Annotated in this window: 24 protein-coding genes and 3 other annotated features; of the genes, 4 read left to right on the top strand and 20 right to left on the bottom strand. The window is 34.7% G+C overall.

The annotated features are described in order from the left end of the window. Window positions 1-11: 11 nt before the first annotated feature. Both pheS and QQZ16_RS07930 read right to left on the bottom strand, forming a co-directional pair. Complete coding sequence (gene pheS / locus QQZ16_RS07935) at window positions 12-1,052, bottom strand: phenylalanine--tRNA ligase subunit alpha (RefSeq protein ID WP_031534802.1); 1,041 nt, start codon at window positions 1,050-1,052, stop codon at window positions 12-14. Between the two features lie 66 nt (window positions 1,053-1,118). Beyond that, window positions 1,119-1,369 (bottom strand) — a binding site (T-box leader). Window positions 1,370-1,471: 102 nt separating this feature from the next. Further along, on the bottom strand, window positions 1,472-2,218 hold the full coding sequence (locus QQZ16_RS07930) for a TrmH family RNA methyltransferase (RefSeq protein ID WP_031534804.1): 747 nt from the start codon (window positions 2,216-2,218) through the stop codon (window positions 1,472-1,474). Window positions 2,219-2,400: 182 nt separating this feature from the next. Between QQZ16_RS07930 and sspI the strand changes: the two genes are divergently transcribed. Then, window positions 2,401-2,607: a small acid-soluble spore protein SspI gene (gene sspI, locus QQZ16_RS07925; protein ID WP_031534806.1), complete on the top strand. Its 207-nt coding sequence runs from the start codon at window positions 2,401-2,403 to the stop codon at window positions 2,605-2,607. Window positions 2,608-2,658: 51 nt separating this feature from the next. Here sspI and xylB read toward each other — a convergent pair whose 3' ends face one another. Next, window positions 2,659-4,158, bottom strand: coding sequence for a xylulokinase (gene xylB, locus QQZ16_RS07920; protein ID WP_031534808.1), 1,500 nt, complete (start codon window positions 4,156-4,158; stop codon window positions 2,659-2,661). A gap of 192 nt (window positions 4,159-4,350) precedes the next feature. Beyond that, window positions 4,351-5,658: a xylose isomerase gene (gene xylA, locus QQZ16_RS07915; RefSeq protein ID WP_031534809.1), complete on the bottom strand. Its 1,308-nt coding sequence runs from the start codon at window positions 5,656-5,658 to the stop codon at window positions 4,351-4,353. Window positions 5,659-5,936: 278 nt separating this feature from the next. On the opposite strand from xylA, the gene QQZ16_RS07910 reads away from it, so the two are divergent. Then, window positions 5,937-7,097 carry an ROK family protein gene (locus tag QQZ16_RS07910; RefSeq protein WP_235247879.1) on the top strand — a complete coding sequence of 387 codons (1,161 nt, stop codon included), beginning with the start codon at window positions 5,937-5,939 and terminating at the stop codon, window positions 7,095-7,097. A gap of 249 nt (window positions 7,098-7,346) precedes the next feature. Then, window positions 7,347-8,459 carry an AI-2E family transporter gene (locus QQZ16_RS07905; RefSeq protein ID WP_031534813.1) on the top strand — a complete coding sequence of 371 codons (1,113 nt, stop codon included), beginning with the start codon at window positions 7,347-7,349 and terminating at the stop codon, window positions 8,457-8,459. Between the two features lie 92 nt (window positions 8,460-8,551). Here QQZ16_RS07905 and QQZ16_RS07900 read toward each other — a convergent pair whose 3' ends face one another. Beyond that, a complete protein-coding gene (locus tag QQZ16_RS07900) occupies window positions 8,552-9,637 on the bottom strand; it encodes a M42 family metallopeptidase (RefSeq protein WP_031534815.1) in 1,086 nt (361 codons plus the stop codon). 290 nt (window positions 9,638-9,927) lie between these two features. Between QQZ16_RS07900 and QQZ16_RS07895 the strand changes: the two genes are divergently transcribed. Next, on the top strand, window positions 9,928-10,293 hold the full coding sequence (locus QQZ16_RS07895; RefSeq protein WP_031534818.1) for a hypothetical protein: 366 nt from the start codon (window positions 9,928-9,930) through the stop codon (window positions 10,291-10,293). A gap of 289 nt (window positions 10,294-10,582) precedes the next feature. On the opposite strand, the gene QQZ16_RS07890 is transcribed toward QQZ16_RS07895, so the two are convergent. From QQZ16_RS07890 to polA, 15 genes are all read right to left on the bottom strand, one after another. Then, window positions 10,583-11,158, bottom strand: a complete 576-nt coding sequence (locus tag QQZ16_RS07890) for a TVP38/TMEM64 family protein (protein WP_031534820.1) — start codon at window positions 11,156-11,158, stop codon at window positions 10,583-10,585. A gap of 68 nt (window positions 11,159-11,226) precedes the next feature. Next, window positions 11,227-11,493: a DUF1294 domain-containing protein gene (locus tag QQZ16_RS07885; protein ID WP_109767440.1), complete on the bottom strand. Its 267-nt coding sequence runs from the start codon at window positions 11,491-11,493 to the stop codon at window positions 11,227-11,229. Between the two features lie 74 nt (window positions 11,494-11,567). Beyond that, window positions 11,568-11,924, bottom strand: a complete 357-nt coding sequence (gene rplT, locus QQZ16_RS07880) for a 50S ribosomal protein L20 (RefSeq protein ID WP_031534824.1) — start codon at window positions 11,922-11,924, stop codon at window positions 11,568-11,570. A 26-nt stretch (window positions 11,925-11,950) separates the two neighbouring features. Then, the gene (gene rpmI / locus QQZ16_RS07875; RefSeq protein WP_016201803.1) at window positions 11,951-12,151 is read right to left on the bottom strand and encodes a 50S ribosomal protein L35; all 201 of its coding nucleotides are present in this window, start codon (window positions 12,149-12,151) and stop codon (window positions 11,951-11,953) included. 15 nt (window positions 12,152-12,166) lie between these two features. Beyond that, the gene (gene infC, locus QQZ16_RS07870; protein WP_016201804.1) at window positions 12,167-12,670 is read right to left on the bottom strand and encodes a translation initiation factor IF-3; all 504 of its coding nucleotides are present in this window, start codon (window positions 12,668-12,670) and stop codon (window positions 12,167-12,169) included. A 150-nt stretch (window positions 12,671-12,820) separates the two neighbouring features. Further along, window positions 12,821-12,958, bottom strand: a sequence feature (ribosomal protein L20 leader region). A 296-nt stretch (window positions 12,959-13,254) separates the two neighbouring features. Beyond that, window positions 13,255-15,192 (bottom strand): threonine--tRNA ligase, encoded by a 1,938-nt coding sequence (gene thrS, locus QQZ16_RS07865; protein WP_031534826.1) that lies wholly within the window; start codon window positions 15,190-15,192, stop codon window positions 13,255-13,257. 81 nt (window positions 15,193-15,273) lie between these two features. Next, window positions 15,274-15,512, bottom strand: a binding site (T-box leader). A gap of 69 nt (window positions 15,513-15,581) precedes the next feature. After that, window positions 15,582-16,427, bottom strand: coding sequence for a sporulation protein YtxC (ytxC, locus tag QQZ16_RS07860; RefSeq protein ID WP_048717213.1), 846 nt, complete (start codon window positions 16,425-16,427; stop codon window positions 15,582-15,584). A 193-nt stretch (window positions 16,428-16,620) separates the two neighbouring features. After that, the gene (locus QQZ16_RS07855) at window positions 16,621-16,929 is read right to left on the bottom strand and encodes a hypothetical protein (RefSeq protein ID WP_031534830.1); all 309 of its coding nucleotides are present in this window, start codon (window positions 16,927-16,929) and stop codon (window positions 16,621-16,623) included. Between the two features lie 44 nt (window positions 16,930-16,973). Beyond that, window positions 16,974-17,903 (bottom strand): primosomal protein DnaI, encoded by a 930-nt coding sequence (gene dnaI, locus QQZ16_RS07850; protein WP_031534832.1) that lies wholly within the window; start codon window positions 17,901-17,903, stop codon window positions 16,974-16,976. A gap of 15 nt (window positions 17,904-17,918) precedes the next feature. Then, entirely contained in the window at window positions 17,919-19,337 is a 1,419-nt protein-coding gene (locus QQZ16_RS07845; RefSeq protein ID WP_031534834.1) for a replication initiation and membrane attachment family protein, read from the bottom strand. Window positions 19,338-19,582: 245 nt separating this feature from the next. Then, window positions 19,583-20,038: a transcriptional regulator NrdR gene (gene nrdR / locus QQZ16_RS07840; RefSeq protein WP_031534836.1), complete on the bottom strand. Its 456-nt coding sequence runs from the start codon at window positions 20,036-20,038 to the stop codon at window positions 19,583-19,585. A 108-nt stretch (window positions 20,039-20,146) separates the two neighbouring features. Continuing rightward, the gene (coaE, locus tag QQZ16_RS07835; protein WP_031534838.1) at window positions 20,147-20,752 is read right to left on the bottom strand and encodes a dephospho-CoA kinase; all 606 of its coding nucleotides are present in this window, start codon (window positions 20,750-20,752) and stop codon (window positions 20,147-20,149) included. A 161-nt stretch (window positions 20,753-20,913) separates the two neighbouring features. Continuing rightward, entirely contained in the window at window positions 20,914-21,549 is a 636-nt protein-coding gene (ytaF, locus tag QQZ16_RS07830) for a sporulation membrane protein YtaF (protein WP_031534840.1), read from the bottom strand. Window positions 21,550-21,608: 59 nt separating this feature from the next. Next, a complete protein-coding gene (mutM, locus tag QQZ16_RS07825) occupies window positions 21,609-22,454 on the bottom strand; it encodes a DNA-formamidopyrimidine glycosylase (protein WP_284561257.1) in 846 nt (281 codons plus the stop codon). 75 nt (window positions 22,455-22,529) lie between these two features. Next, window positions 22,530-25,154 (bottom strand): DNA polymerase I, encoded by a 2,625-nt coding sequence (polA, locus tag QQZ16_RS07820; RefSeq protein WP_031534844.1) that lies wholly within the window; start codon window positions 25,152-25,154, stop codon window positions 22,530-22,532. Between the last annotated feature and the right edge of the window lie 757 nt (window positions 25,155-25,911).

Genomic DNA, 25,911 nt, shown 5'->3' with positions numbered 1-25,911 from the left:
CTCCTCCACCCTTAATATTCCGGTACTGAAAATTGTTTTAAGAAACGTACATCGTTTGTGTAGAAATGACGAATATCATCAATTCCATATTTCAACATCGCAATTCGCTCTGGACCCATTCCAAAGGCAAAACCAGAATATTTCTTTGAATCAAACCCCGACATTTCCAATACATTTGGATGAACCATTCCCGCTCCTAAAATTTCGATCCAGCCTGTTTTTTTACATACACTACAGCCTGCACCTTTACAGATAAAGCAAGAGATATCTACTTCAACGGAAGGCTCTGTGAATGGGAAAAAGCTTGGACGCAAGCGGATTTCTCTATCTTCCCCAAACATTTTTTTAGCAAAAACTTCCAATGTTCCAATTAAATCGCTCATTCGAATGTTTTCGTCTACTACAAGTCCTTCAATCTGCATAAATTGATGGGAATGTGTCGCATCATCATTATCACGGCGATACACTTTACCAGGACAAATAATTTTCACTGGCCCTTTCCCTTTATGCTTCTCAAGCGTTCTTGCTTGCATTGGAGAAGTTTGTGTTCTAAGTAATGTTTCTTCTGTTATATAGAAAGAATCTTGCATATCGCGCGCTGGGTGATCTTTAGGAAGATTCAATGCTTCGAAATTATAGTAATCATTTTCCACTTCTGGTCCTTCTTCCACGGTATAACCCATACCAATAAAGAGATCTTCAATTTCTTCCACTACTCTTGTAAGCGGATGATGATTTCCTACAGAAACTGGACGACCTGGTAAGGTAATATCAATTGTTTCAGAAGCAATTTTTTCTTGGACAATTGCTTCTTCTAAAGCCTTTTGTTTAGCTTCAATGTGGCTAGTAATATCGTCACGAATTACGTTTACTAGTGCACCCATTTTTGGTCTTTCTTCAGCAGATAGCTTTCCCATTCCTTTTAACACTTCTGTAATTGGACCTTTTTTACCTAAATATGCGATACGAATTTCATTTAGTTCTTTCATATCATTACTGTTTTCAATGCGTGATAGTGCTTCAGCTTGCAGTTCTTTTAATTTATCTTCCATCACTTTTCCTCCTTATATATTGGTTGATTTTGCATGAAAATTGGCATAAAAAAAACCCATCCCCAAAAAAGGGACGAGGTTATTGTCGCGGTACCACCCTAATTAACTTGTATGTATGATAAAACAAGTTCACTTCATTTGGATAACGGTAGTCTATACCGGTACATCTTTACATCATTTCTAAAAAGAAAAAATGGTCCCGATGCCGACTCAGGAGGTGAACTTCATTCATGTTTTTAATAAAAATGCTTACAGTCTGCGGCATTTTCTCCCTTGATTAAAAATCACCAATTACTTTTCTCCATCAATGTCTTTATTCATGTAATTTGTTTTTAATTATAATATATATCTATTCAGTTTTCAAATGCCTTTTTAGCCTAAGATTCCACCATTTCGAAAACTTTATTTAGGAAAACAGATTATTTAAAATAATACATCAAAATCCCAGCTGCTACAGCAACATTTAAGGATTCACTTTTTCCGTAAATAGGGATATACAAGTTGGTATCTGTCTTACTTAAAACTTCTTTGCTTACACCATTGCCTTCATTCCCGACAATCAAACAAAACTCGTCTGTTTTTACTGTTTCTCGGTAATCTCTGCCATTTTCAAGTGCAGTACCGTAAACGGGAACCTTTCTTTCTTTCAATTCCTCTATAAATGCAGGTATATTTGTTTTTATGATTGGCAAGTGAAAATGGCTGCCTTGACCGGATCTAACTACTTTTGGATTGTATATATCAACAGTTCCTTCTCCTATAATAACAGCATCTATCCCTGCTGCATCTGCAGTTCGGATAATGGTTCCCATATTACCAGGATCTTGAACCTGATCAATCGCAATAAAGGTTTGAGCAGTGGATAGTATTTCTTGATGACTTTGCTGTTTGCAGAGTGCAAGAATGCCTTGTGGTGTTTCTGTATCTGAAAGCTCTTTAATGATTTCTTTCGTAACAATTGTTATCGGTATATCTCTATAATTCCAAGCAGGTACATCTATATCTTCAGAAATAATCAAATCGATGATGGCATCTGCTTTGAATGCTTCTTCCACAAGGTGAAAGCCTTCCACCAAAAACGTTCCCGTTTTATCTCTTTCCTTTTTTGTTAATCTTTTTTTCCATTCTTTAATTTGTGGATTTTTTACTGAAAGTATGTGTTTCACTTACTATTCTCCTTCATAATCACCAGATGATCTCTATGTCCTCTATTATAGCTTAAATAAAATACATAATAAACGGCATTAGTGAAATGATAAAAATAGATGTGTTCTACAAAACGTCTATCTAATATCATTTCCAATTGAAATGGTGTTGATAGATAACAATGGAAAGAAGGGTGCTTATTATGAATTTAAATTTACGAAATGCAATAATCCACAATGTTTCTGGAAATTCTCAAGATGAATTAAAAGACACCATCGTGGATGCTATTCAAAATGGGGAAGAGAAAATGTTACCTGGTTTAGGCGTTCTATTCGAAGTAATTTGGAAAAATTCTTCTGAAGATGATAAAATTGAAATGTTGCAGACATTGGAAAATGGACTAAAATAACCAAAAAGAAGGAGATTTCTCCTTCTTTTTGGTTTAGCATTTTAAAATAAACTACTCATTTAACGCATGTAATTTATGTGCAGTTTCTTTTGTTGCTTCATATACACCTTTATAAATTTCATATACCTTTTCATATTTCTTCACATTTTCAGGAATTGGCTGAAACTCTTCCTTATAATGAACAAATTTCTCCACACACTCATTCATCGTTGGGAACCAACCTAATCCAACAGCAGCAATCATCGCTGCTCCTAATCCCGGTCCTTGTTCGACTGTCAAATTAACGACTGGCGCATTAAAGATATCTGCTTGAATTTGTAACCAATTACTGTTTTTTGCTCCGCCACCTACAGAGACAATGCGTGTAAATTGCTTATTTGCATTTTCCTCCATCAATATCTTACTATCATTAAGTGAAAAAGTGATACCCTCCACAACAGCACGTGCAAAGTTATCTAATGTATGCCTTGCATCCATGCCAATAAAACTTCCTCTAATTTGACTATCTGTATATGGTGTTCTTTCTCCCATTATATAAGGCGTAAACAATAAACCATCTGAACCAATTGGCACATTCCCCATATTAGAAAGAAGCTCATCATAGCGTTTATCTGCAGCAAAAGTATTTTTAAACCAATTCAAGCTATATCCGGCAGATAAGGTTACACCCATGGAATAAAAACTGTCTTTTATTGCATGATTGAAATAATGAACTTTTCCTTCATAATCCTGTTGCCCATCTTGCTCATAGGAAAGAAATACGCCAGATGTTCCGATACTTGCTAATCCCATACCTTCTTGCACAATCCCTGCCCCAACTGCTGCACAAGCATTGTCCGCACCTCCAGAAAATACAGCGATTTCATTTGTAAAGCCATACTTATCTGCAAGTTGTTTATTCATTACGCCTATTTTGTCAGAAGACTCGACAAGCTTAGGGAAAATAGATAGTGGCAAATCAAATAATTCAGCAATAGATTCGCTCCAAACCTTTTCTTCCACATTTAGCAATAAGGTGCCAGCAGCATCTGAATACTCCATTTGCTTATTGCCAGTTAAATAGAATCCTAAATAATCTTTTGGCAATAAAAAGTGCTTTGCTTCTTCCCATATGGTCGGCTCGTTTTCCTTCACCCACAGTAGTTTAGGTAAAGTAAATCCTTCTAACGCTTTGTTTTTTGTAATTTGAATAACTTCTTGTCCCGCTTTATCCATTATTTCCAGGCATTGTTTGCTTGTTCTCACATCATTCCATAAAATTGCGTTTCTTAATGGTTTACCATTTCCATCTAATAAAACCAAGCTATGCATCTGTCCAGAGAAACTAATTCCCTCTGTTTCTGATGCTGCTTCTGGAAATGCGGCAATTATTTCTTTTAAGACAATATCCAATGCTTCGATCCAAACATTTGGATTCTGTTCACTATATTTTGGCTGAGGAGTCAGAAGCTCATATTCAGAGCTCTTTGTTATAAGAACCTTGCCTTCTTTATCAACTAACAAGCCTTTTAATGAACTAGTTCCTAAATCAATTCCTATTACATACGACATTTTCACGCTCTCCCTTCCTAAGTCATGTGACAAATGATAAAAGAAAGGGCTGCCTCATTTATAGAGATTTAGACCTCCACAAGTATAAATAGTAGATTATTTTCAATTAGCTCCTACTAATAAACTTGTGATGCCAATTCCTTCTACCTGAGACACCCCTTTATGGTGTTATACCAAATTATTATATTTATATTATACTAAATAATCGTTCAAACGAGATTTTAAGAATTCTAGATGATTTGGCTCATTTTCAATTTGATCATGTTGTAATGCATATTCTGTTAATGTTTTCAAATCTTCTTTACCTTCTACAATGGACTTACCAATTCCAGTTGTATAGCTCATATATCTACGTTCAATTTCTTTGTCGAAGAAACGATCTTCTTTTAGTTTTGCAGCTGATTTTAATCCGCGTGCAAAGGTATCCATACCAGCAATGTGTGCTAGCACTAAATCTTCCATAGAGAAAGAAGAACGGCGTACTTTCGCATCAAAGTTAATACCACCAGGAGCAATTCCTCCGTTTTCTAGCACTTGATACATTGCTAGAGTTGTATCATAGATATTAGTTGGGAATTCATCTGTATCCCATCCAAGCATTACATCCCCTTGGTTCGCATCCAGAGATCCAAGTGCATTATAGCTTCTAGCTACTGCCATTTCATGTTCAAAAGTATGCCCTGCTAATGTTGCATGGTTTGCTTCTAAGTTTAGTTTAAAGTGTTTATCAAGATTGTATTTTTGTAAGAAAGCCATTGCAGTCGCAGCGTCAAAATCGTATTGGTGTTTTGATGGCTCCATTGGTTTTGGCTCAATTAAAAATTGAACTTCATGATTTAATTCTTTTGCGTAATCAACTGCCATATGGAAAAAACGAGCCATGTTGTCTTGTTCAAGTTGTAAATCTGTGTTTAGTAAAGATTCATATCCTTCACGGCCACCCCAGAATACATAGTTTTTGCCGCCAAGCTTTTTACTGATTTCTAACCCTTTTTTCACCTGAGCTGCAGCATATGCAAAAACTTCTGCATTTGATGATGAAGCAGCCCCATGTACAAAGCGAGGATTTGTAAACATATTAGCCGTATTCCAAAGTAATTTAATACCTGTTTGATCCATCTTCTCTTTAATCAAATCTGTGATTACATCTAAATTGTCGAAGAACTCTTGTAATGTTTCCCCTTCTGGAGCAATATCAACATCATGGAAGCAAAAGAATTCAAAGCCCATTTTTTCCATTAATTCAAAGCCTGCTTCTACTCTATTTTTTGCTGTTTTCATTGGTGTTTCACCAAACCAGTTACGAACATTAGTAGCTGCACCAAATGGATCTGATCCATCTTGTGTTAATGTATGCCACCATGCCAAGCTGAATCGTAAATGTTCTTTCATTGTTTTTCCTAAAACTACTTCTTCTGGATTGTAGTGACGGTAAGCAAAAATATTTTCAGTTTTTGGTCCTTCATATTTGACTTCTTTAATCATTGGAAAAAATTCCATGTTAATTCCCTCCTAATTGTTATAAAAGATATTTTTGTTCTTGCTTTAACTTACTTTTTAAAAGTAGCATCTTCTTTCTATTCTATTAAATCATTTTTAATTTGTTAGTTCAGTATACTAACTGCATTAATCATAAATCTAACTATATTTTTTGTCAAGCGCTTACAATAGTATTTTTATTATTTTATCCATAAATTTAATAGAAGTATTTTAATTAGTATGGTAACCTAACAATATGAGCATCGTTATAAGGGGATTAATTAGTTTGGAGGAAAATAATGGTCACAGATAAATATGTAATTAGAGAGCAAAATGCTTCTCTTGTCATGGAGCAAATTGTTCAACATGCTCCCATTTCTCGAGCAAGTCTTTCATCTAATATTGGTTTAAATAAAGCAACTGTATCTGATATAACAAAGAAATTACTTGAGGATAAACTTATTGAAGAAATTGGAATTGGTGAGAGTAGTCATTCTGGAGGAAGAAAACCAATTCTTTTACAACTAAATAATAAAGCAGGTCTTTCAATCGCTATCGAGCTTGGCTATGACTTCATTTCCACAATGGTCACATACCTAGATGGAGAAGTTGTCTTTTACAATAAAGAAAGAGGTATATTTATTACAAAAGAAAATGTCATTGCACATGTTTCAAATATAATTGAAAAATATCAAAAAATAAGCCATCTGACAACCTATGGTATTATCGGAATTGGAATTGCAATTCATGGTATTGTAAATGAAAATACTATCTCGTTTACACCATATTATGATTTAGACAAAATGGAACTTTATGAGGAATTAACGAAGCTATACCAGTATCCTATCCATATTGAAAACGAAGCAAATTTAACAGCAATAGGAGAGTCTACTTTTTCTACTGAATTTAATAACTTAATCAGTTTAAGTATTCACAGTGGGATCGGTGCTGGAATTATAATTGATGGTCAATTATTTACAGGACTAGATGGAAGAGCTGGTGAAGTTGGTCATTCTGTGCTTTATCCAAACGGCAAAGCTTGTCCTTGTGGGAATAAAGGTTGCTTAGAGCAGTACTGCTCCGATAAAGTTCTTCTAGAGCTGTTCAAAGAAAAGAAAGAGTTAACAGATGTCACTCCTGATTTATTAGCTGAGCTATATTTTGCTAAAGACCCCCTTGTTCAAGAAATTATTCAAGAACATTGCTATAATTTATCGAAGGGCATAAACAATATAATGACTTTTTTTGCTCCAAAGCTTATATTCATGAACAGTTCTGTCATTCGAAGAATCCCTGAGATACTTTCATTAATCAGCAATAATCTGCAAAGCTCCTTTAATAAAGACATCGTCATTGAAAATTCGAGTTTAGGTTCGAAGGCATCTTTATTTGGGGCTACCGCTTTGAACATTCGTAATTTCTTAAATATTTCCCATCTGAAAATTATTAATACAGATTAACATAGCATTTTGCGTATGGTTCATGGAATGATACAATCTTATTTCTAAAAATAACAGATTGTATCATTTTTTCTTATACTTTAAAGGAAATCTTCTTAGGATAAATGAAACTTTTCTCCTCCTTATCTCGTAATATCATTATGAACGTAAAGTGTGATACAATCGTTTAAAATACATAATACAATATTTACAAGAAATTGAATGAATATGCTATACTTGCTATACAAAATAAGAAAAAGGTGAAAAATTTTGACAAAGAAGAAGTTTCATTATTGGTTACTGCAGATTCTCATCATCGCTGCCATTATTTATCTCTGCACAAAAATTACGTTTTTATTCAAACCAGTTGCAGTGCTATTTTCCACACTTTTTGTGCCAATTATTATTACTGGTTTCTTATATTTTTTACTTAATCCAATCGTTAAATTTTTGCAAAAAAATAAAATTCCGAAAACACTCGCAATTATTATTCTCTATCTTGCAGTGATTGGAATTATTATTTTGGCAATTGGCAGTGTTGTACCGATGATTAGTAAACAGGTTAGCGAATTATTTAGCAATATTCCTAAATATGCTGATGATGCAGTTCACTATTTCCAATACTTAAATGATACTAAACAGTACAAATGGATTATGAACCAAGAATATGTAAAAATTGAGGATATTACGGAGAACCTAAAGGCTTATGCTCAAACTATTCCAAGCAATATAACAAATGGAATTGGGACAGTTATCAGTACCATGACGAATATCACCATTACTATTGTAACGGTTCCATTTTTACTTTTCTATTGTTTTAAAGATGGTAGCAAATTTCCTGAAGCATTATCAAAATTCTTCCCTTCTTCTTATCGAAAAGAAGGTTTAAGAATTATTAAAGATACAAGTGAAACAATTGCAGCCTATATTCAAGGACAAGTAATAGTAGCTTTGTTTGTAGGAACCTTATCATTAATCGGCTATTTGAGTATTGGGCTTGATTATGCACTTGTAATGGCCTTAATTGTTGCTGTTACGAATATTATTCCATATGTTGGTCCTTTAATTGGTGGTGCACCAGCTGTTATAATCGCCCTTTTCACATCGCCAACACAAGCGTTCCTAGTTATTATTGTCATTACCATTGCTCAACAGATTGAAGGAAATATCCTATCTCCATTAATTCTAGGAAAAAGGTTGGATACCCATCCAGCAACAATTATTATTTTGTTATTAGTAGCAGGAAATTTAGCAGGAATTTTAGGAATGATTCTTGCCGTACCGACCTATGCTGCTGTCAAAACGATTGTAGTTAATATTAATCGTCTCCTTAAAGCACGGAAAGCAGCTATATTAAATACCCAAATCCCTCCAATCGAGTAAAAGATTTTGGTATAAGTTATAGTATTTTCTTTGAAATAAGAAAAAGGGAATTTGATTTTTGAAGATCAAATTCTCTTTTTTATTTTAGCTGTTTATGCAAATGTCAAGGAATCAACTGTTTCACGATCTAATCTCTTAATAACTTCCACAATTAATTTGACTGCATTTTCATAATCATCACGATGAAGCATTGCAGCATGTGAATGAATATAGCGAGTTGCGATTGTAATCGATAACGTCGGAACTCCTTTATGTGTTAAGTGAATAGAGCCAGAGTCTGTCCCGCCTCCTGGCACACTATCAAATTGATAAGGAATGTTTAGCTCATCCGCTGTATCTGTAACAAGGTCACGTAACCCTTTATGGGAAACCATTGAAGCATCATATAAGATGATTTGTGGACCCTTACCCATTTTACTTAGTGCTTCTTTTTCTGTAACTCCCGGTGTATCTCCAGCTATTCCAACATCAACTCCGAACCCAATATCCGGCTCAATTAAGTTCGCTGCTGTTTTCGCTCCACGAAGACCAACCTCTTCTTGAACTGTTCCAACACCATATACAATATTAGGATGATTGATTTCTTTTAAATTTTTTAATACATCAATTGCAATTGCACAACCAATTCGATTATCCCATGCTTTTGCAAGCAACATTTTTTCATTATTCATTACTGTAAATTCGAAATATGGAACGATCATATCTCCTGGTTTTACTCCCCATTCCATTGCTTCTTCTTTAGAAGATGCACCAATATCAATAAAGATATCCTTAATATCTATTGGTTTTTTTCTTGCTTCTGGGCTTAATACATGTGGAGGTTTAGACCCTGTAATTCCAGTAATTTCGCCTTTACTCGTTACAATCGTTACTCTTTGAGCTAGCATTACTTGGGACCACCAACCGCCTACTGTTTGAAAATAAAGAAACCCTTTATCATCAATACGAGTTACCATAAATCCAACTTCATCCAGATGACCTGCAACCATAATTTTTGGTCCATTTTCCTGACCAACTTTCTTAGCAATTAAGCTTCCTAAATTATCTGTTGTCACTTCATCCGCATATTCTGTTATGTACTTTTTCATTACTTCTCTTGGTTCTCTTTCATTGCCTGGGATGCCTTTTGCATCTGTGAGATCTTTAAGCATCGTTAATGTTTCATCTAATTTGGACATTATTTCGACTCCCTTAATATAATATATTCTTCATTATTATACTAGAAAATAGATATAGTACAAAGTATTAATTACTTATAAAAAGAATCTTCCCTCAATAGTTGCTTACTACCCGTCTTATATGGGTATAGAAAGAACCCTTGCTTTTATTATGTATCAAACCTTGGTTTCTATTTATTTAATCTTTTTTCTTTTAAAAAAATATTTTTTCTAAAATAATGAAACCTTTTCTATTATCAATCGTATTCTATTAGTTAATCCTGAAAAATTAAGTTACTGGAGGCTCTTTTATGAAATGGCTTTTGTTAATTGTTCTGCTCGTATTTCTTCTTTATGGTTTATTTCGAATCCTTTCTTTCTTAATGAATCCACAACAACGATTGAAGTTAGCGCAAAAGCGGAGAACTTTTTATTTGCTCGATCAAAAGGATAATATAAGAATGAATCTCTTATTAACCTATAAAGGGCATTTACTCGAAGGGGAAAAATACGCAGTAGCAAACGAAGTTGATCACATCTTACTATTCCCTACCAATCCTTATAATACGAAGATGTCAAAACAAGACAAAGCCTATATAGAACAGTCACTATTGTCTATATACCCAAAGGCTAAAATTGATTGGACACGGTTTAAAGAAGCAGAAAAAAATACGTAGAGGTTCGGACAGTATTCCAGCTCATTGAAAAACCCGACCAACCATATCAAGTTCCATATGGTTGGTCGGGTTTTTATAGTTTATAAAAGACCGTTTCAGTGAAGTTGGTGTTGTTCCCTGCAGCACATTTTGTGTCTGTAGCAGAATGGGAACGAATTAGTTTTTCATTTGATTATTTTTCATAACTCATATTGGATAACAGCTATTTGTGAAATCGCTATATTAGAAATTGTTCGTCTTCACAGATTAGCAAATTAGTTTTGTCCTAGACTTTTTTACATGAAGTATTTTACTCATGGGCTTCTTTAAAAAATTCTCTCCATTTAATAATCGTAATTTTTTCCCTTAAAATATAAACAAGTATCGCTAATGCAAACATAATAATGACGACCATTGTTAACGAAAATTGACTAATAAACTGACCGAAAATAGTATAAAAGAACGCTAAAGGTATATTGCTTAAAAAAGCGCTTTTTCCATATTCATTTAAACTTTTTCTTTTCTCTAATAGGCAAAAATTTAGTAAATGATAATGAAATACTGGTATTAAACGCAATACTGTGATTTGTCCAAGTGTCAAATTACGATACTCCCCAAACCATCTTTTTTTTAAATTAGATAGTTTCCGATGTGTCTTTGGCAAGCGATGAATGACAGTATAGAAAATGAGACAATTAATTGTTAAGCCTATAATAGAATAGATGGTTCCAAGCGTCACTCCAAATAAAACTCCTCCTGCAATACAGACTAAGATTGGAGGAATAAACAAAAATTGCCGTAGGGTATGGAATAAAATAAATATAATTGGCGCTAAAATGCCACTAACTTCTACCATTACAAATAGGACTGATAACTGCTCTTCCATCTTATCACCTTCTGCTCTAAAGAATCATGCTGTTATTAAAGTGTATAGAAAAAGACAAGAGAATATGCCTAAACATTCAACCAATAGAGTACAATCCCTAATTCTAGTAATGTTAGTGCTGGTAAACCATATTTAAATGTAGCATGCTTTGTTTTATGCCGAAAATTTTGCATACCTATGTATAACCCTAAAGCACCGAAAAAAATAGCAATTGTCCAAAGGGTTCGCTCACTTATGCGATACTGATGCTTGATCGCTCTTTTTTTATCAATCATCATGAATAAATAGCCTGTTACATTGATTAACACTAAATAGATGGATAGTAATGGCATCATCCTGCTTCCTCCTTCTTTCAAAGAAAAAAATATAAAAAAAAGAAGGTAGCAAATACCTCCTTTTTTTAATAAACTTATTTTAAGTTTTGTTTTGCAACTGTAGCTAATTCAGCAAATGCTTTTTCATCACTTACAGCAAGTTCAGCAAGCATTTTACGGTTTACTTCAATACCAGCTAACTTCAATCCGTGCATTAAACGGCTATAAGAAAGACCGTTGATACGAGCAGCTGCGTTGATACGAGTAATCCATAATTTACGGAAATCACGTTTCTTTTGACGACGATCTCTGTATGCATACATTAATGATTTCATTACTTGTTGGTTTGCAACTTTGTATAATGTATGTTTTGAACCATAATAACCTTTAGCTAATTTAAGAACTTTTTTACGACGTTTGCGTGTAACTGTACCGCCTTTAACACGTGGCATATAATTTCCCTCCTATATTGAAAAAATCACTTAATGTTGTCTAATAAATGACGAATGCGTTTGAAATCGCCTTTGGATACTAATCCAGCTTTGCGAAGTTTACGTTTTTGCTTAGTAGATTTGTTAGCAAATAAGTGACTAGTATAAGCTTTTGAGCGTTTTAATTTACCAGAGCCTGTCTTTTTGAAACGTTTAGCAGCTCCGCGGTGAGTTTTCATTTTTGGCATTTGGTATTCCTCCTCTTACTTGTCGTTTTTAGGCGCTAAAGTCATGAACATGCTTCGACCGTCCATTTTTGGATGTGATTCCACAGTGGCAACTTCTGCACATGCTTCTGCAAAACGAACAAGTACTCGTTGACCGATTTCCTTATGTGTAATAGCACGTCCTTTAAAACGAATGGATGCTTTTACTTTATCGCCTTTTTCTAGGAACTTAATAGCATTACGAAGCTTTGTATTAAAGTCATGCTCATCTATAGTTGGACTAAGGCGAACCTCTTTAATATTAATGATTTTTTGATTTTTACGTGCTTCTTTTTCTTTCTTTTGCTGTTCAAACTTGTATTTACCATAGTCCATGATACGAGCTACTGGCGGTTTTGCGTTTGGAGCAACAAGAACAACATCAAGATTTACACGTGTTGCAATTTCAAGAGCTTCAAATTTCGTTTTAATCCCAAGCTGTTCTCCATTTTGGTCAATAAGACGAACTTCTCTTGCACGAATGCCTTCATTTAAAATCATATCTTTGCTAATAGTTAAACACCTCCAAGGTTAATGACGAATACAACGTTCGGGTCAAGAATAATCTATTCTAGGTCACCTTCTCTAGCTTAGATACTAATTGACACTTGACTCTCAAGTTGACATCGTAGGCTTTGTAATCTTTATCATCCAAATAAAAAAGTGTGGATGAACAATTCACCCACACTTACGAAACAAAAGTAATACCTAAAATGTTTTACGTAATACCTGTTAACTACTTGGAATCTGTGTCAATCAGGTGAGAAGCGGGTGCTTCTTCTTTTCCTCAAACTCGTATTCAATTTACCTTAGTAACTATATCACAAATGATAACTGTAAGTCAACGAAAGAAATATCACAACGAGAAAAATTTTATCAAAATAATTGATTCAATGCAATACTTTTTATGCATAAATTCAGAAAAGCTAGGAATATGGAACGAAATTCGGACTTTACAACCTTTAAAACGACAGAAGTTCGTTTGTTTTTTGCTTTCTGGCAGACGTCCATTCCCTCTGAACCTTATCCTAAGATCCATGAAAACTAAGTCATAAGAATGCTACTTCATAAAAATCTATGCTAACTTAGTTAGAAAATTTTACTTCTTGCGTTAATTTTTCCAAGAAGTCTACATAAGAAACTGTTTCTGATTTTTGTTCTCCGTATTTGCGGACATTTACGGCTTTGTCTTCTACTTCTTTATCTCCGACTACTAGCATGTAAGGGATTTTTTTCATTTGCGCCTCACGGATTTTGTAGCCGATTTTTTCATCACGTTCGTCAAGCTCTACACGGATACCGTGTCTTTGTAAGTTTTCTTGTACTTCTTTTGCATAGTCAAAGTGTACAGAAGGTGATACAGGAATCACTTGTACTTGCACTGGCGATAACCAAGTTGGGAATGCCCCTTTGTATTCTTCGATAAGGAATGCAATAAAGCGTTCCATTGTAGATACTACTCCTCTATGGATAACAACTGGACGATGTTGTTTTCCATCCTCCCCAACATATGTTAAATCAAAGCGCTCAGGCAATAAGAAGTCCAATTGCACAGTAGATAATGTCTCATCTTTTCCTAAAGCTGTTTTCACTTGCACATCCAATTTAGGACCATAGAATGCAGCTTCTCCTTCTGCTTCAAAATAATCTAGACCTAGGTCGTCCATTGCCCCTTTCAGCATGCTTTGTGCTTTATCCCACATTTCATCGTCATCAAAATATTTTTCAGTATCTGCTGGATCACGATAAGATAGTCGGAATGAGTAATCTGTAATATCGAAATCTTTATATACTTCTAATACTAAGTTTACGACACGTTTGAATTCATCTTTAATTTGGTCTGGTCTTACAAAGATATGCGCATCATTTAATGTCATTCCACGAACACGCTGTAATCCAGATAATGCACCTGACATTTCATAACGATGCATTGTTCCAAGCTCTGCGATACGAATTGGCAATTCGCGATAGCTGTGAATATCATTTTTATAAACAACCATATGATGTGGACAGTTCATTGGACGAAGCACTAACTGTTCATTATCCATTTCCATTACTGGGAACATATCCTCTTGATAATGATCCCAGTGACCAGAGGTCTTGTACAGGTCTACACTACCCATAATCGGTGTATATACATGGTTATAGCCTAATCTTTCTTCCTTGTCTACTATATAGCGCTCTACAATGCGTCTGATTGTTGCACCTTTTGGAAGCCATAGCGGTAGGCCTTGTCCCACTTTTTGAGAAGTCATAAATAAATCTAATTCTTTCCCAATTTTACGATGATCTCTTTCCTTCGCCTCTTCTAAAAATCGTAAGTGCTCCTCTAACTCATTCTTCTTAAAGAATGCAGTTCCATAAATACGCTGAAGCATTTTATTATCGCTATTTCCTCTCCAATAAGCCCCAGCAATATTTAGTAATTTAAACTCTTTTAGTTTTCCAGTTGAAGGAACATGTACACCACGACATAGATCAACGAATTCACCTTGTTGATAAAGTGTTACCGTTTCATCTTCTGGGATTGCATCAATTAATTCTAGCTTATATTCGTCATCCATTTCTTTAAAAAGCTCAATCGCTTCCGCTCTGCTTACTTCTTTACGAACAATCTCCAGATTTTCATTGATTATTTTCTTCATTTCCTTTTCAATAGCCGGTAAATCTTCTGGTGTTAATGATTGCTCTAAATCAATATCATAATAATACCCATTTTCGATAACTGGACCTACACCAAGCTTTACATTTCCATAGATACGTTTAATTGCTTGTGCCATTAAGTGTGCAGTGCTATGACGCAAAATTTCTAGTGCATCCGGGCTATCAGGTGTAACAATTTCAAAAGAAGCATCTTCTAAAATTGGTCTTTTCAAATCATATAATGAACCATTTATTTTTCCTGCAAGTGCTTTTTTTCTTAACCCTGGGCTAATGGAACCGGCAATATCTTCTGTTGTTGTCCCTACTGGAAACTCCTTTACCGCTCCATCTGGAAATGTAATGTTAATTAGATCTGACATAAAACTTCCTCCTTCATTCTCGCCATTAAGCTTTTCATGTACGATAAGAACCGATTGAACGCAAAAAAACCCATCCCTATGCGAAGGGACGAGTTTTATAAATATAAACACGTGGTTCCACCCTAATTCTCAGACAATCCATTGTCTGACTTTAGTTTAAACAGATAACGGCTGCTGAGACCGCCAGTCATTACTTAGGTTCCCTGTTCCTGACTGAAGTTTAAAGGTGGTAAGTAATCTCATCGTGTTAGGAAGTTCCCAGCATCCTTCCCTCTCTTTAAACCGTACAAGAAAACTATTGTCCTTATCAATACATGTATAAGTTATAGTTAATTTATGTACGTTATTATATGCTTTTCTAAACATAAAATCAAGGGGAGATAAAAATCTTATTTTATTTCTGTTTGAGTGTTTATTCTTAGGAAAAAATGACCCTTTTCAAGAAGCTGTACTCTCTCTTCAAAAATGTTTAAAATTGTTCGCACAATAGGCAACTCCCTATCTTCAGTATATAAATAGATTGTTTTCGGAGCAATTGCCAGCAGTGGTCCTAAAGAATATGGGTCAATATAATAGGGAGAAGAAGCTAAACTTCTTTGCTCATACAACATCATTAATTCCTGTTGGGGAATCTCTTGATATTCGGTATCAAAAAACTGGATTTCTAAGTCAACTAAAACATGAATATGATTCACTTTTGCAGTTTTTTTAGAAAGGGAATTTCGTAAGCTATGAATAAACACCTGATATTCTTGTTCCATTTTGTACTCATCAATCGATAATTCTATGTATTTTAGTAGCTTTTCAAAAAAAGCCTTTAATCGAAAGGTCACAAATGAATCAAAAGAAAATGCATGATGTGTTTCCACCATAAAATTATTCATACTTTCTGCAAGACATGCTTTTATATTTATATCTTTTGTTATATTTGCTAGTCCTTCACGCTCTTCTTCTATTAAACTATGAAGAAGTTCTAATATACTGCGTTGTTCTAATTCATCCATATAGAAATAACGATTTTGTAATATTTCTTTTGCCCAATCATCTGTTTTAATATGCAAGATAAAAGCAGTTAAGCATTTTTGCACTACCTGACTGCTTCCATCTATTTTAACGACATTTCCACTATTGTCATCACTTATTCTTTCAATCGACTCAGCAGGTTTTACCTGTTTATTCATTAAACGCAAAAATTTCTTTGCATCTTTTTCAGATTGAAATTGAATTTCGATCAACCGTATCCCCCCTTTATAAAGAAGTCCTCGATTCCATATATATGGGGGATAGAGAGAAAATAGACTATAAAATAAGGAAAATCATCGGAGTATGTCCGTTATCGTAATATATGCTTACAATATATAGGAATTGCCTTTTCTAAAAAAATAGACAGACTTTTAATTAGTCTGTCTTCGTTCGTAATATCCAAATTCACAAAAAGAATACGATTGCTCCTACTATAATGACATACACAATAATGTATCTTATATACATCACTTGTAAAGAAATGGATCGTTTTTCGCAAAGATTTCTTACGTATGCAAGTAACCTTCTATTTTTTGTAACATACGTATAAGTTAATCCGAATACCAATAATGCCAAGATTATTTTATAAATTCCCGGGCTATAAAACGAGAGAAAAAATGGGATTAACAATAGCAAAATAGTGATGGATACAAAGAAAAGAAATTGATTATAACGCTTTATCAGTAATTTTTCTGCATTCGAAATTTCCGTCAACTCAACACTACTCCTTACACTTATAAACATCTAGTATAAATTTTTTATATCCGCTTATTTTTACCTTTTACATGAATCGGTGTAGATAAGTAACGAATTCTTTCCATTACTCTCATTGCTTTCATCTTTTCCTCTTCTCCTCTTTGAGAGTAGGTAAGATGATGCTCTAGTCCACTAAAGTCAAAATTAGATGTAAATAAAGTCGGTAAATTCTCTAACATCCTAAACTGTAAGATTGGTCCTAATACCTCGTCTCGAATCCAACTAGACATTGTTTCTGCACCAATATCATCCAGCATTAAAATCGGCTCCCTTTTGATGCTTTCGATTTTGTCATTTAATGTACTATTAGCAATCGAGCTTTTCATTTCCCTAAATAATTCAGGAACATATACGATCATAGAAGAAATTTGCTTTTGAGAAAGTTCGTTTGCAATGGATCCTAAAATATAGGATTTACCCACTCCAAATTCACCGTAAAAGTATATTCCCTTTTGTCTTTGACCAGGTTTATACTCCTCTACAAATCGAATAGCTGCATCTACCGCTTCCATTCTTTCTCCTTCTATGTCCAGCCTGTCAAAAGATGCTTCTAAAATGTCCTTGGGCACATATAAACTTTGGATTAATTTTTCTTTTTTCTTTTGGTTATCCTCTTGGAGCTTCCTTGGGCAGCGGTCATATTGAATCTCAATATTCCCCCTGATAACAACTAGACTCGGATGATAACCCTGCATCATATTCACACAACCTTGAAGGCTTGGGCACTTATTACAAGCCTTGCTTTGATTAGCATATTCATATAATTTCATCATTCCCACATCTACCGCATTGGAAGTCAACTCATCTTCATGCTCGCGTAAAAAGGCTCTCACATCAGGGTGTGTAAGTACTTCCTGTTTCATCGCACGGTAACGTTCCTGAAAATTATTACCTGCCCCAAACTTCTTTAACGTATCATTAATCCTTTCCACCCTTTGATTCACCACCTATTTTTTTAATTTTTTTATGCGTTCTTCCAGCTCTCTTTTCTTCTGCTCCAAGTCTTTGTCGCTTGCTGCATTATCTTGATTCTGTTCTGCTGTTTTATTTGCTTCTTCATTCCCCTGATCTTGTTGTCCAAACCATTCTGGAATTTTTTCTGTACGAATTGCTTTGCGACGAGTTGACTTTGATTGTTGATTTTTTTTACCTTGCGCCCATTCCATATATTGCTTATGTTCCTTTTTCGCTAAATCCATTGCATCCTTCACCGTACGAATATTCTTTCTTACCCATTGACCAGCTATCTTTTCTATATAACCTTTCGTTAATTTCATATCTGTTTTTAGCATAACATATTGAATAAGCACATTTATTACTCCAGGTAAGAGCTTTTGTGAAAACATAATTTCTTCGATTATTTGCAAATCCGTTTTAGATGGTTCAGCACCTCCTGAAATATCTTTTAATACTTCACGAGGAGAAGTATGATCTAAATAATAGATTAATTCTTCCTCTTTTGATTTTGGTGCATCCATAGACGAATAATCTTTCTGCGGCTGTTTTCGGTCAACTAACATTGGCAGCAAATCGTTATGCTGAAATTGATACCAATCACGAGCAGCTATTCTTAATTCTTCCATATCAATCTCATCCTGTTGATTAATTGCACTGATAACGATATTCTTCATTTGAATGGGGTCAATTCCATAGATAAAGGCAAGATTTTGTATCGCTTCCTTCACCTTTTTGGTAAAGGCTTTTTTCGAAAGTAAAGAATCGTGTATTCCTGCATAGAGTAGTTCAAAATCAAAATCCACCTTCGTAATTTGAATTCCAGTCTGCTCTTCTCTTCCAATATAGGTTTGGTCAGTCTCTTCTTCATCCTCTAATTCATGTATTGCCCGAACAGCACTTCCATGATCAGACATAAATACCTCTTGAAAACCTTTTGTTACAAGCTGAAAACTTGGATCAACAATTTTTTCATCGGAAAAGAATTTCTTCAATCTGCTATATTGTGCTTTTCCAATTTTTCGATATAAATAAACATTTAACATTCCGTCGAGAAAATATTGTGCTGGCGATAAAGGTGGCTGCAATTCATAAATAAACGAGCGATTGCCATCCTCCTTCTTTAAATACGTTTTTAAAAGACCAATTCCCTCTAGCTTTAGTCTTGCTTCATATATATCATTTAAACCACAGCTCATGAAATTCATTAAGCTATGATGTGTATTTGTCATGGACCACAAGCGATTTTCTTCTACTTCAGCCCATAAAGTCATGTATAAAGCTAAACACTGTGTCCCAATTAATGGTTGATACAAGAATGTGATTGTTTTTCGATCATAATCACTTAAGAGTCCATTCACAGCTACTCGATATCTGTCGACGGGAAGTAGGTCTTGCCAGTGCTGAGACATATTAAGTCCCCCTTCCTTACATTCTATTTCCATCAAAGGAGTTGAAAGGCAAAAAAGAGCCAAAGAAATCTTCAGCTCCCTTAGTAATCATTTCCATAAAGTGAAACTCATTAATGAGTTTTTCCCCCCATCCATAGTTGAACCAATCGGATCTTTATGGACAACAATCTCCCAACTTTACTCCTCGTATTCTCCTAAGCAAAAGGAGAGAGTCTTATGGTCCGTATAGAGAGGGATAAAATTCGCTAGTCTTTTTTGATTAATTCTTTAAGTTCGTCAATAAACACATTTATATCTTTAAACTGGCGATAAACAGAAGCAAACCGTACATATGCCACTTCGTCAACTTTTGCTAAGCGATCCATTACCATTTCTCCAATTATTTCACTCTTTATCTCTGAGGCAACATTACTTCGAAGCTCTTTCTCTACTTCTGCAGTAATTTCCTCCAGTTGTTTTAATGCAACCGGTCTCTTCTCACATGCTCTAATTAAACCACGCAATATTTTATCCTTACTAAATTCTTCACGTGTTCCTTCTTTCTTCACTACAATCAAAGGAATCTCTTCTACTTTTTCAAAAGTTGTAAATCGATTGCCACAGGCTTCACACTCTCTTCTTCTACGAATCGATTTATATTCATCAACTGGTCGTGAATCAAGAACACGGGTGTTATTATGTTGACAGGTAGGACATCTCATTTCATATCAGCTCCGAATTCTTTGTTCCATGTATATACTTATCTTCATATTATATAAAATTAAAGGCTTGTACAAGTAATTATATTAAATTTCACCTATAACCTAATGTCAGATAGGAAAAACATGCCACTTTTCCAAAATATTCTTCGCTTGCTGTAATGAATTTTCGATTGTCCCATTATTATTAATTACTTCATCAGCAAGAGCTTTTTTCTCCAGCAAAGGCATCTGCGCATTTATTCTATTAACTGCCTGCTCATAGCTTAAATTATTTCTGTTCCTTAACCTTGCTATTTGGATATCTCGATCTACATATACTAAAATAGTTCGATCAACCATTGTGTTTAATTTATTTTCAAATAGTAATGGGATATCTAAAATTACGATTTTTTCGCCCATCTTAACGGCTTGTCTTTGCTTTTCATCCATTCTCCTTCTTACATCAGGATGAACGATACTATTAAGCACATCCCGTTCCCCTTCATTCGAAAAAATAATTTCTCCAAGCTTTTGGCGATTTAAAGTACCATCTTGATGAAGAATATCCTTACCAAAATGAGCAACAATTTCTACATATGCTGGTTCTCCTATTTCAACAGCTAATCTAGACTCGATATCAGCGTCAATAATCGGAATATGCAATGATTGATAATAGGAGGATATTGTCGATTTGCCGCTCGCAATCCCCCCTGTTAAGCCTACTATTAATGTCATGACAATACCTGCCTTATTAAATTTAGTATGTAACAAAATTAAATGAACAAACACTTTTGTAAATATATAAAGCAATAGATAGGTGAAATTCCTAAGGCGATTCGCCAAGGAGGGTCACCACCTTAGAAAATATAACCTATTCTCTAATTTTTTCAAGCGATTTAGAGTTTAAATATCCCAATAATAATTAAAATAATCCCTGGGATAAAAGAAAATTTATCCATATAACTTTTTTCTGACAGAAATTTACCTAGATAAATCCCTAACGAAACAAAGGATGTACTCATAAAGATAACGGAAAGTGTTAAAAAAAGTGGAGGAAGTCCTAGCATGGAAGCTCCAATTCCTGCGCCAAAGGCATCTAAAGACAGAGCAAAGCCTAACATAACTGCTTCTACCCCTGTAATTGTTCCCGATTTATCAAAGTCGGCTGACAAAGGTTTCTTCAATATATTTATAACGATACCTAAAGATTTTATTTCAAAATTAATAATATTCTTTTCTTCTGTTAATACTTCCTTTTCCTTGCTTGGCTTAAAATATTGGTAAAGAATCCATCCACCTAATATTATTAATATAATGCCACCTAAACTCTCTGCAAACGAGGGGGAGAATATCCTTGAAATAACATGACCTACCAACATTGCTGTAAGCAGTGTCAGACCGGAACAACAGGCGATAATAAGGATAGAATTTAAGGGCATTTTCATTTTTCGCAGACCATAAGTAAACCCAACACTAAAGCTATCGATGCTAACAGCGATTGCTATTAATAAAAGAGAAAACACCTGGGCCATAAAGATAAGCTCCTTCCAAATCAATAGTAATATACTATATGGAAAGAGCCCATCCAATGTTAATTTAGATTTATTGTTTTATTTTTTTGACAATTAGGACAAAAAACAGTTCCTCTTCCTCCGACAATAATTCTTTCTAATGTATGTCCACATACTTTACAGTCTTGCCCTTTTCGGCCATATACATATAGTTCAAGCTGGAACATTCCTATTTGCCCTTGTGTGTTTACATAAGAACGAATCGTACTACCACCCTTTTCAACAGCTTCCGATAAAGTAGCAATAATCTCTTTATATAGTTTCTCCATTTCGGCAGATTTTAACGAATTTGCTAATCGCTCTGGATGAATGCCACTTCGAAACAATGCTTCATCTACGTAAATATTGCCTAAACCAACGACAATTTTTTGATCCAATAATGCCGTTTTTATGCTTCGGCTGGTTTTTAATAATCGCTCTGTAAAATTAGCAATCGTAAAATCAGCATCAAATGGTTCAGGACCTAATTGAGACAGTGGCATGGCATTTAATTCCTCACCCTTTTTAAATAAATGCATTGTTCCAAATTTACGTACATCCTTATATCTTAATTCAGAACCATCTTCAAAAAAGAAAATAACATGGGTATGTTTATCAACGGGTTCACCAGCTTGAAACACACCGTATTTGCCTTCCATTCGCAAATGCGAAACAATCGTAAAATCATTTGTTTCAATTAAAATGAATTTGCCTCGTCTTTTTACATCAAGGATGGTTTGACCAATTAATGCATCGGAAAACTCTTCTACATTTTCTGGTTTTTTAATCATTTTTGCCCATGACACAACAACTTCCTTAATTACTTTATTTTGCGTTAATTGTTTTAACGTTTTACGTACCGTCTCAACTTCTGGTAATTCTGGCACCTCATATACCTCATTTCCTTGAGAAAATTGCTCATGATTCTTTACTTCTCACCAATATTATAAAATAATCATTTATTACTTCGCATCATACCAAGTTGGTCCATAAGAGTAATCCACTTTTAAAGGAACACTTAATTCAACTGCATGTTCCATTACATCTGGAACTATTTCTTTCAACTTCTCGATTTCTTCTTTTGGAGCCTCAAAGATTAATTCATCGTGCACTTGTAATAATAATTTAGCCTGTAATCCTTCTTCTTCTAAACGTTTTGCCATTTCAATCATCGCTTTTTTTATAATGTCAGCGGCACTGCCTTGTATTGGTGTATTCATTGCTGTTCTCTCGGCAAAGCTTCGAAGATTAAAGTTTCTGCTTGTGATATCAGCTAAATACCTTCTTCTATGAAGCAATGTTGAGACATATCCTTTTTGTTTTGCATCTGCCACAATTTCTTCCATATAACTCCTTACTCCTGGATAGCTTTCTAAATAGCGTTCAATAAACTTGGCTGCTTCTTTTCTCGTAATGTGCAAGCTTTGCGATAACCCATAGTCACTAATACCATATACAATTCCAAAGTTAACCGCTTTTGCATGTCTTCGCATATTAGAAGTGACCGCATCTGCTTCTACATGAAAAACGGACATAGCTGTTTCTGTGTGGATATCATGGTCTTCTCTGAATGCTTCTATTAATTTCTCGTCATTGGCAATATGAGCAAGAACACGTAACTCGATTTGGCTATAGTCAGCAGCAAAAATAACCCAATCCTTTTCTGTCGGTACAAATGCTTGTCTAATTTTTCTTCCTTCTTCTAACCGAATTGGAATATTTTGAAGGTTAGGATCAATAGAGCTTAAACGACCTGTTTGTGTCAATACTTGATTAAATCTTGTATGAATTCTTCCATTATGTACCACTTTTTGCAAGCCTTCTATATAGGTTGACTGTAATTTACCAAGCTGTCTATATTCAAGGATTTCTCTAATTACTTCATGTGAACTTGCAAGCTGTTCCAACACATCAGCAGAGGTTGAATATCCTGTCTTCGTTTTTTTCACAACTGGCAAGCCAAGCTTTTCAAATAAAATAACACCGAGCTGCTTCGGAGAGTTAATATTAAAGGTTTCACCTGCAAGCTCATAAATTCGCCCTTCAATTTCTTTCAGTCTTTCGGAAAGCTCTTCTCCCATTGCTTTCAAGCGATCAACATCCACTTTCACTCCCGTTGACTCCATATCAGCTAGCACTAGGCTTAATGGCATTTCTAAATCATAAAATAGTGCTTCTTGGTCATTCTTTCTTAATTCATCTTCCATTTTCTCTTGTATAGCCTGCATAGCGAATGCTTTTCTTACGATGTGATCAGATAAGAATTCTTGATCTGGAACCTTTCTTTTTGCTCCTTTTCCATAGAAAGCTTCATCTGATTGTAAGTTAAGATAGCCATATTTTTTAGCAACAGAAGCAACATCTTCAATCGTTGCAGAAGGATCTGCTAAATATGCAGCAATAAGAACATCAAACGTAATTCCTTTTAAATGAATCCCTTGATGTCGTAAAGACACTTCCGATCTTTTAGCATCATAAACAATCTTTTCTTTGTTTTCATCTTCTGCCCATGCTTTGAAAGCAGACGATACTAAAGCTTGATTGATCGGTAGATAGTATGCTCCTGTGTCATTTAATAAAGAGATACCTAAGATTGGGGCATAATGATAGTTATCCTCCAATACTTCGACATACATTATATTTATATCAGAAAAAATAGCTTCTGTAATATTTTCAACCGTTTCAAAATTTATATCTTCTAACACTAGTTCCTCTTGTTCAGGTGTTTCTCCTAATTTTTCGAGTAAAGAGTTAAATCCAAGCTCCTTGAACATTTCTTTTAGCTTTTCTATTTGCATTCCAGGAAATTCTGTATCTTCCAAAGTTATTGTTAGAGGAGCTTTTCTTGTAATAGTAGCTAGTTCTTTGCTCATTAAAGCTTGATCCTTAAATTCTTCTAGCTTTTCTTTCAGCTTCTTACCACTTACTTGGTCAATAGACTCTACCAATTTTTCTAATGAATCAAATTCCTTCAACAATTTAATTGCTGTTTTTTCTCCTACCCCAGGAACACCAGGAATATTATCTGAACTATCTCCCATTAAGCCTTTCATATCAATAATACGATCTGGAGTTAGACCGTATTTTTCCTGAACATGTTCAGGCGTATAGGATTCCATATCTGTTATCCCTTTTCTTGTGATATAAACAGTTGTCTTATCTGAGCTCAATTGTGTTAAATCTTTGTCACCAGAAATAACAACCACTTCAAACCCATCCTTTTCTCCTTGAAGAGAAAGAGTTCCAATAATATCATCTGCTTCATAGTTTTCTAATTCGTAATGATGGATACCATAGGATTTCAATAGCTCTCTTATATAAGGGAATTGCTCTGACAATTCTGGTGGTGTCTTCTGACGCCCTCCCTTATATTCACTAAATGTTTTATGTCGGAAAGTTGTTTTTCCTGCATCAAAGGCTACTAAAACATGTGTTGGCTTCTCTTCTTCTAAAATTTTCATTAACATCATGGTAAAACCGTAAACAGCATTTGTATGTACACCTTTATCGTTATTTAAAAGCGGTAAAGCGAAAAACGCGCGATAGGCAATACTATTACCGTCTATTAATATTAATTTCTTTTTCAAGAAATCCTCCTCCATCCTATTTATGTGTTATGTTATCTCGTAAAAAAAACGATGATTGTTACATGGCTCAATACTATTTATTTTACATGACATATACATAAATGTAAAAAGGCAGAGATTGCTGAAAAAGAGGTTCCTTCCTACGCTTATATTTATTTCATTCATCGACGAAATAAACGTGGAACAAACACCTTTTACCAACTATCTCTGCTATTTTTACAACTTTAATAAAAACATTTTAGGTATATTGACATGGTCTTGAATTGGAGAAAACTATCTATTCTACTAACGAGCGAGAACCAATTCTTCCCTCTTCCAAGACTAATTTTACACAGGGGAAGCCAAAAGCGGGGTAGCTTTCAGCTTAAGTCCTTAACCAAATGGATAAGGGGGACTTCACAAATTATTGTATCAACAAAGTGTAAACCCACCATAAACCAAATGTAAAAACAATGTAAAGAGAGAAAAGCGGAAGGCACCGTTTAGCGCCGTGTGAACTGGAGCGATTTTCTTGAGATAAAGGAAACACGAAGAACGATAGTGAATCGATGTTGACTTATCGTAGAGACAATCGTGAAGTTCATCTGGCGCTGGTGACTGGAGCTAGACAATGAAAAGCGGAAGGGCCTGTTTTTTCGGTGTACAAACTGGAGACTCTCGACTGAGATAAAGGAAACACGAGGAACGGCAGTGAGTCGATGTTGACTTATCGTAGGGAGATAGTCGGAAGTTTGCTAACCGATAGGCACTGGAGCTA

The organism is Bacillus sp. T2.9-1, from assembly GCF_950097965.1.
GTDB lineage: Bacteria > Bacillota > Bacilli > Bacillales > Cytobacillaceae > Niallia > Niallia hominis.
Note: the sequence above shows the minus strand (reverse complement) of the source record. Positions and strands in the feature narration are given on the sequence as shown.

Coding starts and splice junctions, on each gene's coding strand:
- xylA (WP_031534809.1), bottom strand. CDS start 5,658: ATGGAATTTTTTCCAATGATTAAAGAAGTCAAATATGAAGGACCAAAA.
- QQZ16_RS07890 (WP_031534820.1), bottom strand. CDS start 11,158: ATGGAAGAGCAGTTATCAGTCCTATTTGTAATGGTAGAAGTTAGTGGC.
- QQZ16_RS07910 (WP_235247879.1), top strand. CDS start 5,937: ATGGTCACAGATAAATATGTAATTAGAGAGCAAAATGCTTCTCTTGTC.
- nrdR (WP_031534836.1), bottom strand. CDS start 20,038: ATGAGATGTCCTACCTGTCAACATAATAACACCCGTGTTCTTGATTCA.
- QQZ16_RS07845 (WP_031534834.1), bottom strand. CDS start 19,337: ATGTCTCAGCACTGGCAAGACCTACTTCCCGTCGACAGATATCGAGTA.
- QQZ16_RS07900 (WP_031534815.1), bottom strand. CDS start 9,637: ATGTCCAAATTAGATGAAACATTAACGATGCTTAAAGATCTCACAGAT.
- ytaF (WP_031534840.1), bottom strand. CDS start 21,549: ATGGCCCAGGTGTTTTCTCTTTTATTAATAGCAATCGCTGTTAGCATC.
- coaE (WP_031534838.1), bottom strand. CDS start 20,752: ATGACATTAATAGTAGGCTTAACAGGGGGGATTGCGAGCGGCAAATCG.
- thrS (WP_031534826.1), bottom strand. CDS start 15,192: ATGTCAGATCTAATTAACATTACATTTCCAGATGGAGCGGTAAAGGAG.
- QQZ16_RS07885 (WP_109767440.1), bottom strand. CDS start 11,493: ATGATGCCATTACTATCCATCTATTTAGTGTTAATCAATGTAACAGGC.
- infC (WP_016201804.1), bottom strand. CDS start 12,670: ATGATTTTAAATGAAGGCATTCGTGCAAGAGAAGTTCGTCTTATTGAC.
- pheS (WP_031534802.1), bottom strand. CDS start 1,052: ATGGAAGATAAATTAAAAGAACTGCAAGCTGAAGCACTATCACGCATT.
- sspI (WP_031534806.1), top strand. CDS start 2,401: ATGAATTTAAATTTACGAAATGCAATAATCCACAATGTTTCTGGAAAT.
- QQZ16_RS07895 (WP_031534818.1), top strand. CDS start 9,928: ATGAAATGGCTTTTGTTAATTGTTCTGCTCGTATTTCTTCTTTATGGT.
- rpmI (WP_016201803.1), bottom strand. CDS start 12,151: ATGCCAAAAATGAAAACTCACCGCGGAGCTGCTAAACGTTTCAAAAAG.
- rplT (WP_031534824.1), bottom strand. CDS start 11,924: ATGCCACGTGTTAAAGGCGGTACAGTTACACGCAAACGTCGTAAAAAA.
- xylB (WP_031534808.1), bottom strand. CDS start 4,158: ATGTCGTATGTAATAGGAATTGATTTAGGAACTAGTTCATTAAAAGGC.